12 protein-coding genes are annotated in these 17,826 nt (G+C 45.5%); 7 read left to right on the top strand and 5 right to left on the bottom strand.

Annotated elements, in window-relative coordinates; genetic code table 11:
* Positions 1 to 37: 37 nt before the first annotated feature.
* The 5 genes from fba to A3738_RS00035 form a co-directional block, all read right to left on the bottom strand.
* Positions 38 to 1,102: a class II fructose-bisphosphate aldolase gene (gene fba / locus A3738_RS00055; protein ID WP_068481905.1), complete on the bottom strand. Its 1,065-nt coding sequence runs from the start codon at positions 1,100 to 1,102 to the stop codon at positions 38 to 40.
* A gap of 25 nt (positions 1,103 to 1,127) precedes the next feature.
* Positions 1,128 to 2,291, bottom strand: a complete 1,164-nt coding sequence (locus A3738_RS00050; protein WP_068481906.1) for a phosphoglycerate kinase — start codon at positions 2,289 to 2,291, stop codon at positions 1,128 to 1,130.
* A gap of 31 nt (positions 2,292 to 2,322) precedes the next feature.
* A complete protein-coding gene (gene gap / locus A3738_RS00045) occupies positions 2,323 to 3,360 on the bottom strand; it encodes a type I glyceraldehyde-3-phosphate dehydrogenase (RefSeq protein ID WP_068476196.1) in 1,038 nt (345 codons plus the stop codon).
* A 17-nt stretch (positions 3,361 to 3,377) separates the two neighbouring features.
* The gene (tkt, locus tag A3738_RS00040) at positions 3,378 to 5,372 is read right to left on the bottom strand and encodes a transketolase (protein WP_068481909.1); all 1,995 of its coding nucleotides are present in this window, start codon (positions 5,370 to 5,372) and stop codon (positions 3,378 to 3,380) included.
* Positions 5,373 to 5,514: 142 nt separating this feature from the next.
* Positions 5,515 to 10,362 carry an NAD-glutamate dehydrogenase gene (locus tag A3738_RS00035; protein WP_068502184.1) on the bottom strand — a complete coding sequence of 1,616 codons (4,848 nt, stop codon included), beginning with the start codon at positions 10,360 to 10,362 and terminating at the stop codon, positions 5,515 to 5,517.
* Positions 10,363 to 10,529: 167 nt separating this feature from the next.
* Here A3738_RS00035 and A3738_RS00030 point away from each other — a divergent pair, with 167 nt between their 5' ends.
* From A3738_RS00030 to A3738_RS28990, 7 genes are all read left to right on the top strand, one after another.
* Positions 10,530 to 11,495: a MoxR family ATPase gene (locus A3738_RS00030; protein ID WP_068475748.1), complete on the top strand. Its 966-nt coding sequence runs from the start codon at positions 10,530 to 10,532 to the stop codon at positions 11,493 to 11,495.
* A 15-nt stretch (positions 11,496 to 11,510) separates the two neighbouring features.
* The gene (locus tag A3738_RS00025) at positions 11,511 to 12,482 is read left to right on the top strand and encodes a DUF58 domain-containing protein (RefSeq protein WP_068502181.1); all 972 of its coding nucleotides are present in this window, start codon (positions 11,511 to 11,513) and stop codon (positions 12,480 to 12,482) included.
* Entirely contained in the window at positions 12,479 to 12,928 is a 450-nt protein-coding gene (locus A3738_RS00020; protein ID WP_068475751.1) for a DUF4381 domain-containing protein, read from the top strand. The genes A3738_RS00025 and A3738_RS00020 overlap by 4 nt, the downstream gene beginning before the upstream one ends.
* Positions 12,922 to 13,974, top strand: a complete 1,053-nt coding sequence (locus tag A3738_RS00015; protein WP_068475753.1) for a VWA domain-containing protein — start codon at positions 12,922 to 12,924, stop codon at positions 13,972 to 13,974. The genes A3738_RS00020 and A3738_RS00015 overlap by 7 nt, the downstream gene beginning before the upstream one ends.
* Entirely contained in the window at positions 13,967 to 15,880 is a 1,914-nt protein-coding gene (locus A3738_RS00010) for a VWA domain-containing protein (protein WP_068502179.1), read from the top strand. The genes A3738_RS00015 and A3738_RS00010 overlap by 8 nt, the downstream gene beginning before the upstream one ends.
* Positions 15,874 to 17,634 (top strand): BatD family protein, encoded by a 1,761-nt coding sequence (locus A3738_RS00005; protein WP_068475757.1) that lies wholly within the window; start codon positions 15,874 to 15,876, stop codon positions 17,632 to 17,634. The genes A3738_RS00010 and A3738_RS00005 overlap by 7 nt, the downstream gene beginning before the upstream one ends.
* Positions 17,635 to 17,656: 22 nt before the next feature.
* Positions 17,657 to 17,826: YkgJ family cysteine cluster protein (locus A3738_RS28990; protein ID WP_082889911.1), on the top strand; the 170-nt coding region annotated here is incomplete at its 3' end.

The raw sequence follows: 17,826 nt of genomic DNA, 5'->3' as shown, positions 1-17,826 counted from the left end.
GCTACGCCTGACGACTTACGCCAGGCGTATGGAAGAATTAGCCGATTTTAGGATCTAATTCGCCTGACTGATAACGCTCGAACATAGTTTCGAGACTAACAGCTTTGATTTTAGATGCATTGCCAGCAGTGCCGAATGCTTCATAACGCGCAACAACAATCTCTTTCATTGCAGAAACTGTTTCTTTCAGATATTTGCGTGGATCAAACTCTGAAGGGTTTTGCGCCAAGAAGCGACGAACAGCACCGGTTGAAGCTAAGCGTAGGTCAGTATCGATGTTTACCTTACGAACACCGTATTTGATACCTTCAACAATTTGCTCTACTGGAACGCCGTACGTTTCAGGGATTTCGCCACCGTACTCGTTGATCACTGCAAGCCACTCTTGCGGTACAGATGATGAACCGTGCATAACAAGGTGGGTATCTGGAATGCGTTCATGGATCGCTTTGATGCGGTCAATCGCAAGAATATCGCCAGTTGGTGGGCGAGTAAATTTGTAAGCCCCATGGCTTGTGCCACATGCAATCGCCAGTGCATCTACTTGAGTTTGTTTTACGAAGTCAGCTGCTTCTTCCGGGTCGGTCAACATCTGATCGTGCGTCAAAGTGCCTTCAGCTCCAATCCCATCTTCTTCACCGGCTTGGCCCGTTTCAAGAGAACCTAAACAACCAAGCTCGCCCTCTACAGACACACCGCAAGCGTGGGCCATTTCGACTGTGCGACGGGTTACATCGACGTTGTATTCATAGTCTGTTGGCGTCTTACCATCTTCACCAAGTGAACCGTCCATCATGACTGATGAGAACCCAAGTTGGATCGAACGCTGACATACTGCCGGTGATGTACCATGGTCTTGGTGCATAACAACAGGAATGTGCGGAAACTCTTCTGTCGCAGCAAGAATCAGATGACGAAGGAAAGGCGCGCCTGCATATTTACGGGCACCTGCAGAAGCTTGAACGATTACTGGGCTGTCTGTTTGATCCGCAGCTTCCATAATTGCGCGCATTTGTTCTAAGTTGTTAACGTTAAATGCTGGCACGCCGTAACCAAATTCCGCCGCGTGGTCTAGCATTTGACGCATGCTAATTAAAGCCATTGTATGCTCCTATTAAAGTAATAAATTAGTTCGATGCGCGCTTGGTAAGCATCGCAACTGCAGGTAAGGTTTTGCCTTCTACAAACTCAAGAAAAGCGCCGCCACCAGTTGAAATATATGAAACCTGATCGGCTATTCCGTATTTATCTACGGCAGCTAATGTATCACCACCTCCGGCAATCGAAAATGCTTCGCTTTCAGCAATCGCCATTGATAAGGCTTTGGTTCCTTCTCCAAACTGGTCGAACTCGAAAACGCCAACCGGGCCATTCCAAATAATAGTCCCTGCGTTTTTAATGATTTCGGCTAGCTTTGCAGAGGTTTCTGGGCCAATGTCGAAAATCATATCATCATCAGCAACCGCCTGAGCGCTCTTTCCTTCAGCTACAGCCGTCTCAGAAAATTCTTTACCGGTCACGACATCAGTTGGTGTTGGGATATCCGTTTTTTCCGACAGAGCTTTCGCGTTAGAGATCAAATCTTCTTCATATAACGATTTACCAACTGGATTGCCCGCCGCAGCAAGGAAAGTATTTGCAATACCGCCCCCAACAATAAGCTGATCAACTTTGTCTGATAGAGATTCTAATACCGTCAACTTAGTAGATACTTTTGAGCCACCAACAATAGCGACGAGTGGACGCTTTGGTGTATCTAGTGCGTGAGCTAGTGCTTCAAGTTCAGCTGCGAGTAATGGGCCTGCACAGGCAATCGGCGCAAATTGTCCGACACCGTGTGTTGAAGCTTGCGCGCGATGCGCAGTTCCAAATGCGTCCATGACGTATACATCACAAAGCGTAGCGTATGCCTTTGACAATGTCTCTTCGTCTTTTTTCTCACCCTTGTTAAAGCGAACGTTTTCGAAAAGCACTACATCGCCATCTTGAATATCTGATGGGACTTCCAAAGTCTTAAGTAAAGGAACATCTTTGCCGAGTAATGAAGAAAGATGATTAGCCACTGGCTTCAACGAAAATTCTTCTGCATATTCGCCTTCGGTTGGTCGGCCTAGGTGCGACATCAACATAACTTTTGCGCCCGCTTCAATAGCGGCTTTAATTGTTGGCAATGACGCGCGAATACGTGCATCGCTTGTTACTTTGCCATCTTTGACCGGTACATTAAGGTCTTCGCGGATCAAAACGCGTTTACCTTTAAGTTCTAGATCGGTCATTTTCGTTACGTTCATCTATCGTAATCCTATAAATGTTTATCAAGTTTTATGTATTCAATGTTTCGCTATTCAAACTGCACCAGTAGTCGGCAAGTTCAAGCATTCTATTCGCAAAGCCCCATTCATTATCAAACCAAACTAATAACTTGACGAGCCGACCTTGTGTAACACGGGTTTGGCTTCCATCAACCGTAGAGGAATGCGGGTCTTGGATGAAATCACTTGACGCAATGGGCTCCTCAGTATAGGCCACTATTGGATGTTTGAAGTGGGTGCAAGCATCACGCAGGATCGTATTGATCTCTTTAGGGGTGGTGTCGCGCGCTACCAGAGCTGTTAAATCAATCGCTGAGACATTAATTGTCGGAACACGCATGGCATTCGTTGATAATTTGCCCCGGAAAGACGGAACAATTCGTTCGATACCTTTATCAAGAGCGGTCTCTACAGGCACCATATTCGCCATTGCGCTTCGCGTTCGACGTAAGTCTTTATTGTGATATGCGTCGATCATAGGTTGATCATTCATGGCTGAGTGGATGGTCGTCATTGATGCTGACTCAATCCCTATGTTCTGGTCCAGCTCACATAAGATCGGAACGATCGCGTTTGTGGTACATGAAGCAGCGGATACAATCTTATCGTTGATATCCATAGTGTGCTCGTTCACACCAAACACAATTGTTTTGTCGATATCTGCTGACGCAGGTTGTGAGAAAAGAACTTTCTTCGCCCCGGCATCAATATGTTTCTGTGCATCCTCTCGCGTGCTATGCACACCGGTGCATTCAAAAACAACATCTACATCGAGTTCTTTCCAAGGTAAGGATTCGATGCCCTCTAGATGAGTTAGTCGGATATGATCATCACCTACAATTAGGGTGTCGTCATTGCATCGAACTGACTCACTGAAACGACCATGGGTTGTGTCGTATTTAGTTAGATACGCAATCGTATCTGCGTCTGCGAGTTCGTTAATGGCAACGATCGTAAAACTCTTACGTAACTCAGAATTCTGATACAAGGCGCGTAATACGCCCTGACCAATTCGTCCAAATCCATTTATGGCAATACGCCAAGACATACAGCTTGCCTTATCGTTTATAGGAGCTCTTCGGCAACGTTTAATACGTTTTCGACAGTAAATCCGAACTCTTCGAACAATTGATTTGCTGGTGCAGACTCACCGAAGGTTTCCATACCAACAATACGTCCATCTAAACCAACGTACTTGTACCAATAATCTGCGATGCCAGCTTCAACTGCTACGCGAGCAGTAACTTCAAGTGGAAGAACGCTTTGCTTGTATTCAGCACTTTGACGGTCGAACACGTCAGTTGATGGCATTGAAACAACACGTACCCTTGTGCCCTTCTCGATAAGCTTTTCTGCCGCTTCTTGCACCAAAGCAATTTCAGAGCCTGTCGCAATAAAGATAAGCTCAGGCGTACCATCGCAATCACGTAGTACGTACGCACCTTTTTCGATGTTTTCTACTTGCGTAGCATCGCGAGTTTGGTGAGGTAAGTTTTGACGGGAGAATACAAGAGAGCTTGGGCCATCTGTGCGTTCTACTGCTGACTTCCATGCTGCTGCAGATTCAACAGCATCACATGGTCGCCATGTATCCATATTTGGCGTCGTTCTCAATGAAGCAATCTGCTCTACTGGTTGGTGCGTTGGACCATCTTCACCCAAGCCGATTGAGTCATGCGTAAATACGAAAATTGAACGTTGCTTCATCAATGCAGCCATACGCACTGCATTACGCGCATATTCCATGAAAATCAGGAAGGTCGCACCGTAAGGAATAAAACCACCGTGTAACGCAATGCCGTTCATTATTGCTGACATACCGAATTCTCGAACACCGTAGTGGAGATAATTACCCGAAGCATCTTCAGCTGTAACAGCTTTTGATTCGCTCCACATTGTAAGGTTCGATGGTGCGAGATCCGCAGAGCCCCCCATAAACTCGGGAAGAAGTGGGCCAAATGCGTTTAGTGTGTTCTGAGAAGCTTTGCGGCTAGCAACTGTATTTGCATCGACCTGGCACTGATCAATGTAAGCTTTCGCTTTCTCAGAGAAATCTTCCGGTAGGTCGCCAGATAAGCGGCGTGCCAATTCGAGCGCTAACTCAGGGTAAGCCTCAGCATAAGCCGAGAACTTCTCTTCCCATGCATCTTCGAGCTGCTGGCCTTTATCTTTTGCATCCCACTGTGCATAGACATCTTCAGGTACTTCAAATGCACCGAATTCCCAGCCTAACTTCGCACGCGTTGCAACGATCTCTTCTTCACCTAATGGTGCGCCGTGGCAATCTTCTTTACCTTCTTTATTTGGCGAACCAAAGCCAATGATTGTTTTGCAGCAAATCAATGTTGGTTGAGTGGTGTTCGCTTTCGCCTGTGCAATCGCTGCTTCAATTGCGTCTGCATCATGGCCATCTACTGCAGGAATTACTTGCCATCCGTATGATTCAAAACGCTTAGGCGTGTCGTCTGTAAACCAGCCTTCAACTTCGCCATCAATAGAAATGCCGTTGTCATCATAAAATACAACAAGTTTGCCGAGGCCTAGAGTACCCGCAAGAGAGCATACTTCGTGCGAAATACCTTCCATAAGGCAGCCGTCACCAGTAAAGGCGTAAGTGTAGTGATCAACGATGTCGTGACCATCTTGATTAAACTGGGCAGCCAAAGACTTTTCTGCGATCGCCATGCCTACTGCATTTGCAATACCTTGACCAAGAGGACCTGTAGTTGTCTCAACACCTGGCGCATAGCCATATTCAGGGTGACCAGCCGTTTTAGAATGTAATTGACGGAAGTTTTTCAGATCATCAATGCTTAAGTCATAACCAGTCAGGTGCAGCAGTGAATAGATAAGCATCGATCCGTGACCATTTGACAAAACAAAGCGGTCACGATTTACCCAATGTGGATTCGTTGGATTGTGATTTAAGTGGCCGTTCCATAGGACTTCGGCAATGTCGGCCATCCCCATTGGTGCTCCTGGATGTCCAGATTTTGCTTTCTGAACCGCATCCATACTCAATGCGCGGATTGCGTTAGCTAGATGACGTCGTGATGACATTCCAATTCTCCTAGGGGTAAATACATTAATAAGGCCAAAAACGGCGCAGTATTTTCGCTTAATTCAAGCGCACGAGCAACAGTCAGGAAGAGTAAATCGACTCACTCTGCCCTTGATTTATGTTATTTATTGAGAAACTTACTTAAACTGCATGTGTTGTGCTCTGAGCAAGATCTAATAGCTCTCTTAATGCCACGGAATACATCGCGTATTCAGCATCATCGCTCGCTTTAAGTTCAGTTAAAGTGGACTGCCATCGAAACACTAAATCTTCATGCTGCTCCATCCAAGTATTAATGCGTTTCGCGATGTCTTTAGGAGCGCCTTTCATAGCAAGAAGCCCGCTTGTAAGCGCGCGCTGTTGCCAGTCAAGATCTTCTCTAAATGCTTCCCTTGCAAGTGCCTGCCAGTGGGTTGAAGGGCTCAATCGATCGATCTGTTGGGCGAACCAATTAAGATCGAGGTAGTCGCCAATGCCGTAATACACTTCAGCCACGCGCTCTAAGCTTGCATTTGAGGCTTCATGCGCTTCAATAATCCCGAGAGCGGCATAACTCAACGAAGCTCCCGCAATTGTACTAGCTAACTCATCGGGAACACCCTGTTCAGTTAAGGATGTGAACCGAGCGTTCCAGCTTTCTTTCACTTCACCTCTCAAGTAATCAGGCAAATGCGCCGAAATCTGTGACACACCAGAGGCAAATCTTTCTATGTTTGCTAAGACGTGTAGCTCTGAGCGGCGATTGCGGATAAGCCAGCGAACTGATCGCCGTATCAAAGTCATTAAACTTAGCATCATGTCGATCTGCACGGTTGCAGGCACTTTATAATCAAGCGCCTCAATAGACTCCCAATAATGATCGAGTTTGAATACGTCTTTCGCAATCAAATATGCAAGCGCAATTGATGTCGCATTCGCGCCCGTAGAGGTATGAAGCCGCTCAACAAAAGAAATGCCCATGTGGTTGACCATATCATTGGCGACCTGCGTTGCGACAATCTCACTGTGTAACTGGTGCTGGCTAATCTGCTCGCCGAACTTCTTATTCAAGCGCGAGGGAAATACATTGAATACTTCTTTTGCAACGTAAGCATCTGATGTGAAACATGAATCGTTTAGCAGCTCTTTGAGATCACCTTTCACATACGAAATGAGCACTGCTAGCTCAGGGCGAGTCAAGCCGGAACCGATAGATTTTCTTTCCACCATTTCCTCTTCGAGGGGTAAGAACTCTAACTCTCGGTTCAACTTGCCTGCTAGCTCCATGGAATTCATTAAGCGGCGATATTCTTCAGTGCGAGCAATCGCTTCGTGCGAGGCGATACTAATAGCTTGTGTTTGTCGATAATTGTGGCGCAACACATGTTCAGCAACATCATCTGTCATGTCGTGCAGTAATTTATTGCGCTGTTTATCGGTCATATCTCCGTCAGCAACAACACCACCCAGCAAAATTTTGATGTTTACTTCGTTATCAGAACAATCCACGCCAGCGGCGTTATCAATAAAGTCAGTATTCAACAACCCGCCGTTTTGAGCATACTCAATGCGCGAGCGCTGGGTCATCCCTAAATTACCACCCTCGCCTATGACTTTGACGCGAAGCTCTTCGCCATTTACGCGCAAGCCGTCGTTTGCCTTGTCTCCGCAATCTGTATGTGCTTCGGTTTTAGCCTTAACATAAGTTCCAATCCCTCCAAACCACAACAGATCTGAATCTGCTTTCAGTAAGCGATTGATCAATATCATTGGCGCTAGACTGTCTTCTTCTGCATCGATCAGCTTTTTGATCTCAGGACTCAATGGGATAGATTTAGCATCTCGTCTGAACACACCCCCGCCACGAGATATCAAGTCTTTGTTGTAATCATCCCAAGACGATCTCGGCAATTCGAAAAGCCTTTTTCTTTCTTTAAAGGATCGCTCAACATCTGGATTAGGATCGATAAATATATGTAGATGGTTAAATGCTGCGACCAGTTCTGTCTTGTCGGACAAAAGCATTCCATTGCCGAACACATCGCCGGACATGTCACCGATGCCAACACAACTAAAAGTTTCTTTTTGGATATCTTTTCCAAGCTCTTTAAATAATCTTTGAACAGATACCCACGCACCTCTTGCGGTAATACCCATTTTTTTGTGGTCGTAGCCTTGGCTGCCACCAGATGCAAATGCATCGCCTAGCCAATGCCCCCGATCCAAAGATATTTGATTTGCGATATCTGAGAATGTCGCAGTACCTTTATCAGCGGCCACAACCAAGTAATAGTCATCTTCATCATGACAAACTGTATTTTTTGGATGAACCACCTTTTGCTTGACCAAATTGTCGGTGACATCGAGCAATGCTGAGATAAAGATTTTGTAGCATTCAACACCTTCTTTAAGAAACGCATCTCTGTCGTTCTGCGGAAGTTGTTTTGCGACAAAGCCGCCTTTCGCTCCAACCGGCACGATAACTGAATTTTTTACCTGTTGAGCTTTTACTAGACCCAAGACTTCCGTTCTATAGTCTTCATTTCGATCTGACCAACGTAAGCCACCACGAGCAACACGGCCACCCCGTAAGTGCACGCCTTCAATTCGGGGCGAATACACAAATATTTCAAACATCGGTACAGGCAGTGGCACATCAGGAATGAGGCGCGGTAATAATTTAAATGATAGGTAGGCCTTTGCTGCGCCTTGTTCAGCTTGGTAGAAATTGGTCCTAACGGTTGCCTTAATCAAAGACAGATACAGTCTTAAAATTTTATCTTCTGTAAGGTTTGGCACTGATTCTAGTGCGTCGTTGATGAGGTTTTCTAACTCACCGCCTCGCTCTTCTCGTTCAGCAACTTTTAAACCCTTCGGATTAAACCTCACATCAAACAATTCAAGTAAAAGCCTGACAATCGCTCCATTTGCAATCAGAGTGGATGAAATAAGCTCTTGAGAGTTACTGACTCGAATTTGACGCATATACCGTGCATAACTTCTAAGTACAGCGATTTGGCGCCAATCTAGATAGGCGCTTGCAAGCAACCTGTTGAATCGGTCGTTTTCGGCGCGTTGAGCCCATATTTCTTTAAATAATTCTTCAAACTGCGCGCTAATTGCAGATAATTCTACGTCAGTCTGGCCCTGACTTTCCAACAAGAAATCATGAATCCAGACACTGTTTGCATCGTCATTCTTAACGATAAACGGGCTTTCACCAATGACATTGAAGCCCATGTTTTCAAATATGGGCAGAACTTCTGATAAGGTGACGGGGGTATCCGAAAAGAACAGTTTGCAATGAAACTTCGACGCAGGTTCCGACATCGCCCGATAAAAGCTCATTTCAAAACCAGGTGAGCCGATAATTTTATCGATGTGCTGCAGATCTAAAGATGCTCTCCGTGCGGTGAACGCTTCGCGGTAACTGGCATTAAACCCTTGTCGGTATTGCTTCGCTAAATGAACGCCTTTTTCTTCGCCGTATTGATCATTTAATGCAGCCTCCAAATCATCAAACCACGAAACGACTGTGCTCATTATCTTCTTTCTAATGGAGTCGTAAACTTCTTTAGATGGTGGCGTTTCGCTGAGTTTTACGTTGAACTGCGTTCGTGCAAGAGGAGATTCCGAAAGATGCGTATTGAAGTCAATGTCTTCCGCGTTCAAATCTTTGGCCAGTATGTTCTGTAGTTTTAACCTGAGATCGGTATTGAACAAGTCGCGAGGTACGTATACTAAAACACTCACGAAGCTGCCAAAGGCATCTTCGCGCATATACACGTCTACCTTGCGACGCTCTTGCGCATACAAAGCAGCCTGCAACGCACTAGTAAGACGCTCGGTCGAAACCTGAAATAATTCGTCGCGCGGAAAGGTTTCTAACAGTTGTCTGAACTCTTTTCCGCTGTGATCTTTCTCGTTGTAGCCTGAAAGATCGATAGCTTCTTTCGCTTTCTCTCTTAAAAATGGAATACGAGAAACTTCTTCGTTAAACACGCGTGCTGTGTACAGTCCGATGAAACGTCTCTCACCGATGACTTCTCCATCGTCATTAAAACGCTTTACTACTATGTAATCCGGGTATGCAGGACGATGAACGCGGGCGCGTCGGGAGGACTTCGCAAACAAGAGTATGTCGGGTCGCAAAATATGCTCTGCAACTGATTCTGGTATTTCTGCCAAATCCAAATTTTCTTGCGTCCGATGCGCGTGCTTAAGAATGCCTAATGCAGAATCATCGTTTCGAACCAGTAGTGATTTAGTCTTAGTTTTTTTGAGGTCATACTCGATATACCCCAAAAAGCTAAAGCGGTTATCAGATAGCCAAGATAAAAAGGCAGTCGCTTCTAATAGTTCTTTCTCCGTAGCGCGGGAGTGACCTTTTTCTTTCCAGCTATCTGTTATGGCAGTGACTCGCCCAAGCATTTCGTCGTAGTCATCTACTGCATCGGCAACTTCACTCAAAACGGATTCAAGCTCCGCCTTTAAGCTAGTCAATTCTTCTTGACTGTTAACCCGATCAACCTCAATAACCATTAACGCTTCAACATTGCATTTAGGACTTGATGAGGCGTTATCAATCGCTTTTAAAGAGCCCTTGTCATCACGTGTTGTATGCAAAATGGTATGTTGAATGCCTTGCACTCGCAGATTCTTATCAGCAAGCGCCATTCTGATAGAGTCAACGATAAACGGAATGTTGCGCATGAGCACGCTTATAACGGTGTGCGGGCTTTGCCATCCGCTGACCTCAAGTCCAGGGTTGTCGATTTGCACAATCGCATCAGTCTTAAGTGACGAGTTGACTAGACGCCATTTGCTAACAAAATAGCCAAATACATCGACGATGGACTTACCAACAAACTCCTGGGTATAGGCTGATGCCAATACATATTCGATAAAATCGATAAGAGGTTTCTGCTCTTGTTTTGGCATTGTTGATGCCGCGTGCTTACTAAGAATTTCAAGTATTTCTTTTTGTTCCTGAGTTTCTATCAATTTCATGTTTAGCAAAAACCTCGAAAGTCGTTGTCAATCCCGCTAATTCACAATTTTATGAGACGTTTTAGAATGTCGATTAAGAATAGTTCATAGGGCTGAAATTGCGTATTAACGCGCCATGCAATAACGTGGCTACCTTGTAACAATCAATCAGTTGAGACTCATCCAACATGCAAGCCAATCAAGTATTTTCGTCTCTAAAGATGCAACTGTCGTCAACCATCATTGGACAGGAGCATTTGGTGGACTGTTTGCTGATCGCATTGCTAGCCGATGGCCACTTGCTTGTAGAGGGGGCGCCAGGGCTTGCAAAAACAAAGGCAATTAAGTCTTTGTCTGATCATATTGAAGGCGACTTCCAGCGTATTCAATTTACACCGGATTTGTTGCCTTCTGATATTACAGGCACCGAGATCTATCGAATGGAAACAAACTCGTTCGAATTTCAGCGCGGACCGATTTTTCACAACCTCGTACTTGCAGATGAAATTAATCGTGCCCCAGCTAAAGTACAAGCCGCTTTGCTTGAAGCAATGGCGGAGCATCAAGTGAGTGTAGGTAAACAGACATACCCGCTTGATGATTTATTTTTAGTGATGGCAACACAAAACCCAATTGAGCAAGAAGGCACTTACCCTCTCCCTGAAGCGCAGCTTGACCGTTTTCTCTTGCATGTAACGATCGATTATCCATCTGCGGAAGCAGAAAAGCTTATTTTGCGTTTAGTCCGAGATGAGCTCAAGAAAGCCGCCAGTGAAGCTGAGTCTGGAATCACATTAAGTAAAGCGGTTATCCAACAAGCACGACAAGAAGTTTTGGGTATTCACATGTCTGAAGCTGTTGAGGATTATATTATTTCCCTTACGACGGCGACGCGAGAGCCAAGAAGATTTAGCGAAGAGCTTGCACGTTGGGTCGAATTTGGTGTGAGCCCCAGAGGCACAATTTCACTCGATCGTTGTGCACGGGCCTACGCATGGATTAAAGGAAAAGACTTCGTCTCACCTCAAGATGTGAGTGCTGTGATCCATGATGTTTATCGCCACAGAATTCTGCTTAGCTTTGATGCCGAGGCAGAAGGCGTATCTATAAATGATGTTATCGACCATTTGTTGTCGTGCGTCCCCGTCGCATAAGCTTTCATCACGATCGTGCGCGTAATATCCGACAAATTGATCAACGCAGGTGTTTATGTCAGCGTTGAATCGCTCGTTAAACTGAGTTCGACAGCGCGTCGTTTGAGTTATTTTCGGGCGCGTGTTGTTAAGCAGCAACAAGCCGGCTCGCATCACTCCCGCTTCAAGGGGCGCGGGATGGAGTTCGCAGAAGTACGTCCCTATCAAGCGGGTGACGATGTGCGAAGCATCGATTGGCGTGTAACTGCGCGCAAACAATCTACGCATACAAAGCTATTCCAAGAAGAGCGAGAGCGTCCTGTTGTGGTTATCTGTGATCAGAGCGCTTCTATGTTTTTTGGTAGCCGCGGCTGTTTAAAATCTGTACTCGCAGCGCGATGTGCAGCACTATTGTCTTGGAGTGCGTATGCGCATAATGATCGCGTAGGCGGAATAATTTTTAACGATCAACAACTACTCACTATCAAACCCGGTCGTAACCGCAAGTCTATTCTTCAGTACATCAACCATGTCGTTGCGTTAAACAACGAACTAAGTGCAGAGACCTCGGCATCAGCGCCTCAACTTAATCGAAATCAACAGTTCACCCTAGCGCTCAAAGAAGCTTGCCAAGTCATAAAGCCGGGTACCTTGATATTTGTTATTAGTGATTATCACAAGCTTGATGCCACCGGCGAGCGCCATCTAAATACTTTGGCTAAGCATAATGAGCTTGTATTGCTACGCTGCACAGACCCCTTAGAAAAGAATTTGCCAACAGGGGGGGCACTTCCGGTGTCGGATGGCGATCATACCTTTTACATTCGCGGACAAGACGAGGGTGCTCGTAAGGTCTTATCTAATTGGGATGAAGCAATTACTAATCGCGTCGAACAGCTGTCGCGTAATAGGGATGTAAATGCTTGGGAGTTGAACACGAATCTCGACTTTGAGCATCAACTTGCTGAAATTTCTCGGCAAGTTTCGTTAGGAGCATCATCGCGATGAACGAGCTCCCTATTCACGACATTATTACTCAGCCTGCTATTTCATGGTGGCCGCCATCTATTGGTTGGTGGGTGCTTGCCGCTCTACTAATTACACTTATTTTTGTGACCGTTAGATTCATTTTTGTGCGTCATCGCAATAACCAATGGAAGCGTGTTGCGCTAGCTAAGTTCGAGACTCTTAAATCGCAGGAGTCTCAGACAGTTCAATTAAATCAAGATATTCAAATCTTGTTGAAACAAGTAATTAGTTATGTCGAGAAAGATTCTAGTATCAAATCGCGTCATGGCGCTGAATGGGAAAATTGCTTGTCTTCGCATATTCCTTTGCTCGACCAAGCCGCGTTAGATGCTCTTGGTGATGGAAATTACAGGGCATCGCCAAATCGTATCGATGAACAAGCATTAGAGGACATTGAACGCTGGCTTAGGAAGATAAAATGCTAGATTATCTCTCTCAGCTTGAATTGCTCTGGCCCTACGCTCTCCTGCTTGCTTTCGCACCGTTGCTGTTGCAGATACGGAAAGATAGGAATTCGGATGATGACAGCGTTTCAAATGCACCATATATTCACGCATACGTTAATGCGCACTCGGAATACGGTTTTACTCAGTCGCAAACCGGCAGACTTCATAAACGCAAAAAGTCTATTTTAATTTTGTTGTGGCTTTTGCTCGTTATAGCGCTAAGTCGTCCACAACTGCTAGGCCCCGCGGTCGAGCTCCCGCTTGAAGGGCGCGACCTAATGCTTGCCATAGATATCTCTCCGAGCATGAAAGAAGAAGATATGCCTTTGGACGGTTATCGTGCAACGCGCTTAGATGTCGTTAAATCTGTTGTCGGTGAGTTTACAAGTAAACGACAAGGCGACAGATTGGGTCTGATTCTGTTCGGCACAGAGCCTTATATTCAGTCTCCTTTATCCTTCGACACCAAGACGATCAACACCCTGCTTCAAGAGGCGTTTCTTGGAATGGCGGGTCAAGCTACTGCGATCGGTGACGCGATTGGTCTAGCGGTCAAACGTTTAAAAGATCGTCCTGAGCAAAGTCGCGTTTTAATTCTTTTAACTGATGGTGCAAATACTGCTGGAGAGATCCCTCCTGAAAAGGCCGCAGAGCTCGCAGGTAGTCTTGGCATTAAAATATACACTGTCGGCATTGGTGCAGATGAAATGCTGCAACGGAGTCTATTTGGAACGCGCCGAGTTAACCCCTCGGCCGATCTCGATGAGGACTTGTTAAAGCAAGTCGCTGCAACAACGAATGGCGAATACTTCAGAGCACGCAATGTAGAGGAATTAAAAGAGATCTATACCTTGATTGATCAGCTAGAACCTATTGAATCAGATGTAAGAATCTTTCAGCCGAAGCAAGCGATCTCACATTATTTTCTTGCTCTCGCACTACTGATTTTTAGTGCTTACAAGCTTGTCGTTTTACTCCAAAGAGCAAGCCGCCAGTCTAGTATGCGTGAGAAACAAGATGCTTGATCTAATTCTTCCTCATTTTCTCCGACCGGATTTTTTGTATTTATACCTAGCTTTACCCTTTGTTTGGTGGTTGCTAAAACGTGGCGCAACGCAAGACAATTCCTGGACGAAACATATCGACTCAACACTGCTAGAGGCAATTCAGGGCGGAACTCTTGAAGTCGGGAAAAAAACTAAGCAACCGTCTCGAGCCATCGGCGTCATAATTTTTGCTCTCTTGATTTTTGCCTTATCCGGCCCGAGCTGGAAGCAAACGAAAACACCTTCAGTCCAGCCGAGTGATAACGCTGTTGTAATTTTAGACTTGTCACTATCTATGATGGCGGAGGATACCGCGCCTTCGCGTCTCGTCCGTGCAAAGCAAAAAATAATAGATTTGTTGAAACTGCGATCTGGTGGATCAACTGCACTCATTGCCTTCTCGGGCGATAGTTTTGTCGTCACTCCGCTCACTGACGACACAAATACGATTGAAGCCAATCTAAAAGCACTAGCACCTCTAATAATGCCTGTTATTGGGAGTCGACCTGACTTAGCTGTTACGCAGGCAGTTTCTGTAATGGAAGATGCTGGATTCAACCAAGGTCGAATTTTTTTATTTACTGATGGCGTCGCAGAGCATCACTCGAAACGCATAACCGAAACATTAAATTCTAAGCTTTTTTCGCTAGATATTATTGGTGTCGGAACCGAATTAGGCGGCCCCATCAAGCTTCCGGATGGACGCGGATATCTTAAAGACAAAGGCAGTGTTGTCATTCCGAAGCTAGAGATGGCTCAATTAACATCGCTGGCTACATCTCATCGTGGCCAAGCAGAACGCTTGAGTCTGGATAGTAGTGATCTATTAAATCTCAGAGCCGACGATCTGAGCACGGAGCTTAATCCGGAGCTCAATGAACGGGAATTCGATCAATGGCAAGACATGGGATATATCTTTTTAGCGATTGCTCTGCCAATCATTCTATTAGCTTATCGCCAAGGTGCACTGCTGCTTGTTTTGATCTTTATACTTCCTGACGAAGCGTCTGCATTTAGTACAGATACATTATGGAAAAGCAATGACCAGCAGGCGCAAGAACTCTATGAGAGCGGCGACTTCGAAGGTGCCGCCGAACAATTTGAAAGCCCGCTACATAAAGCAGATGCGTATTATCGTGCAGAAAAGTATCAACAAGCTGCAGATATTTACCGGACTTATGAAGATGCGACAAGTCAATATAATTTAGGAAATTCCGCCCTACTCCAAGGCAATGTTGATGAGGCGATTAGTGCTTATGAGCAAGCGTTGAACCTTAAACCTCAGTTCACCGAAGCGGCAGAAAACAAAGCGATCGCTGAGCAGATTAAGCAACAGCAAGAACAGCAGAACCAAGATGAACAGCAGAACCAAGACGGTCAACAGAATCAAGACGGTCAACAGAATCAAGATGGTCAACAGAATCAAGACGGTCAACAGAATCAAGACGGTCAACACAATCAAGACGGTCAACAGAATCAAGACGGGCAACAGAATCAAGACGGTCAACAAAATCAAGACGGGCAACAAAACGCTGAGAAGAATGGCGATGATTCGGGAACTCTTCAAAACACTGATGATATTAAAGATCAGAACGAGGAACAATCTAATGCCGCCTCGCAACAGACTAGTAATGATGAGACGAACGAAAAACTTAGTGCACAACAATCACAAGCGCTCGATGAGCTTGATCAACAGCAAGCTGGCAGTGATGATAGTGGTGAGTTTGCTGCCTACAGTGATCAGTTGAGTGATGAAGAACGTCGCTCATATGAGCAATGGATGCGCAGAATACCTGACGACCCTTCTGGTTTGTTAAGGCGTAAATTTGAACAACAGTCTCGCGACAGAAATAACCAAAACAATCCTGAGGAGCCATTATGGTAAAGGCGCTCTTTCACTCATTTATGAACATCTCGTTCTTATACTTATTAGTAATGATGCCCAATGTGCATGCTGCAGATGAGACAACTCTCGATATCAGTATCGACAAAGATAAGTTGTATCAGAACGAAATTTTAAACCTCACCGTTACAGCGCGAGCCGAAATGGGCTTTGTTGGTGGCTTGATGAGTTTAGGAGGTATGCAAATAGATGCACCTGACTTCCCTAATCTCGAAGAAACCTGGACGATATTAGACCGTCGCCAAAGCTATAACATGCAATCGATTAACGGTAAAACTGAGAGCCTTATTACCTGGCGTTATGCACTAAGCCCAAAAAGCTCCGGAAGCTTAACAATCCCAGAAGCCAGCTTTAAGGACGCAAAGAGCGCGCCGGTTAGCATTGAAGTAATTGCAGGGAATCGTCCGCATAGTGATGCTCAGCCACCATCTGTATTTTTAAAAGCGAGTATCGATAAACCAAGCCCCTACCTGCAAGAACAAATTATTTATACTCTCGAGCTCTACACGCTCGGCGAAGCTCGTGGCGATATGTCTGAACCACAAAATTCAGATTTTATTATCGAGCCATTTGGAGAAACGTCCAAGACTTACAAAATGGCATACAACCAGCGCTACGAAGTATACGAACGACGTTATTTGCTGTTCCCGCAAAAAAGTGGCGCACTAAGTCTTGCGGGCCCTGAATTCACCGGAACCGTCGTTGATTCTAGGACTCGTCGAAGAGCTCGTGCTCGCGAGTTAGCAAACTCAGTCGAGTTCGACGTAAAACCGCCTCCCGCAGAATTTTCAGGCAAAACGTGGCTTCCAGCATCAAGCCTGGCGCTCACTCAATCGTTCGACCCTGAGATCTCAACGCTTGAAGTGGGCGGATCGGTAACGCGAACGGTGACATTATCTGCATTAGGTTTGCTTGGCTCTGCGCTACCCGAACTAGCGCCTCCGTCGTCTAATGCGCTCAAGGTATATCCTGATACGCCAGAACTCGACACGATTGAACACTCAGCTGGAGCACAAAGTCAGCGCAAGGAACGACATGCGCTGGTTGCCGTTTCGCCAGCGCAAGCGATCCTACCTGCACTCGAAATAAAATGGTGGGATACGGTAAATGATGTAGAGCGTGTTGCACGTCTACCAGAACAGTCTATCGACGTTGTCGCGGCTTCTAGACTTGGCACTGAGCAAGACCTTAACACGCCAGACTCGTCGGCTCTTGATCAAAACTCTGAGGATTCAAGCTCTAGCTCTGAGCTTTCGGCGCTAAATTCTGAGGCAGAGACTACACAAAGCACCTCAGAACAGGTTGTGTCTAGTTCCTCGTATCTATGGCCTATCGCAATAGTTTTAGTACTAATTTCTTGGGGTGCTCACGCTACTTGGTTATATAGGAAACTTCGACGAGATAATACTCAACAAGAACGCAAGCCCAATAGAGAACAAGATATTTATGATGAGTTGATCCATTTGATTGAGCGTTCCGACATGCGGTATTTGAGTCTATTTCACACATGGTCCAGACAACTCGATCGCATCTCGTCATTAGATCAAAATGATGCAAAACAAATTATCGCTCGGCTAGAAGCGGCAAAGTATTCCGCACAACATGATAATGAATCATATAAGCAGGATGAAAAACAATTGTTAGCAGCGGTGAAAGCTCTGCATAAGTTGAGCATGTCTGGCTCACGTTCTGGTAAATCTGATCGGTACGGACTAAAACCATTCTACCCTGTTTAACATCTTAATAAGGCAGCTAAAGATGAAGTGCCATGATCCTTGCGGAGCATGTTGTATCGCGCCAGAGATAACAAGTGCTTTACCAAATATGCCAGACGGAAAGCCAGCCGGAGTCCGGTGCGTTAATTTGGATTCCGAAAATCGCTGTATGGAATATGAAAAAAGACCTAAGGTGTGCCGCGAATTTAACCC

The organism is Oleiphilus sp. HI0066, from assembly GCF_001635725.1.
Note: the sequence above shows the minus strand (reverse complement) of the source record. Positions and strands in the feature narration are given on the sequence as shown.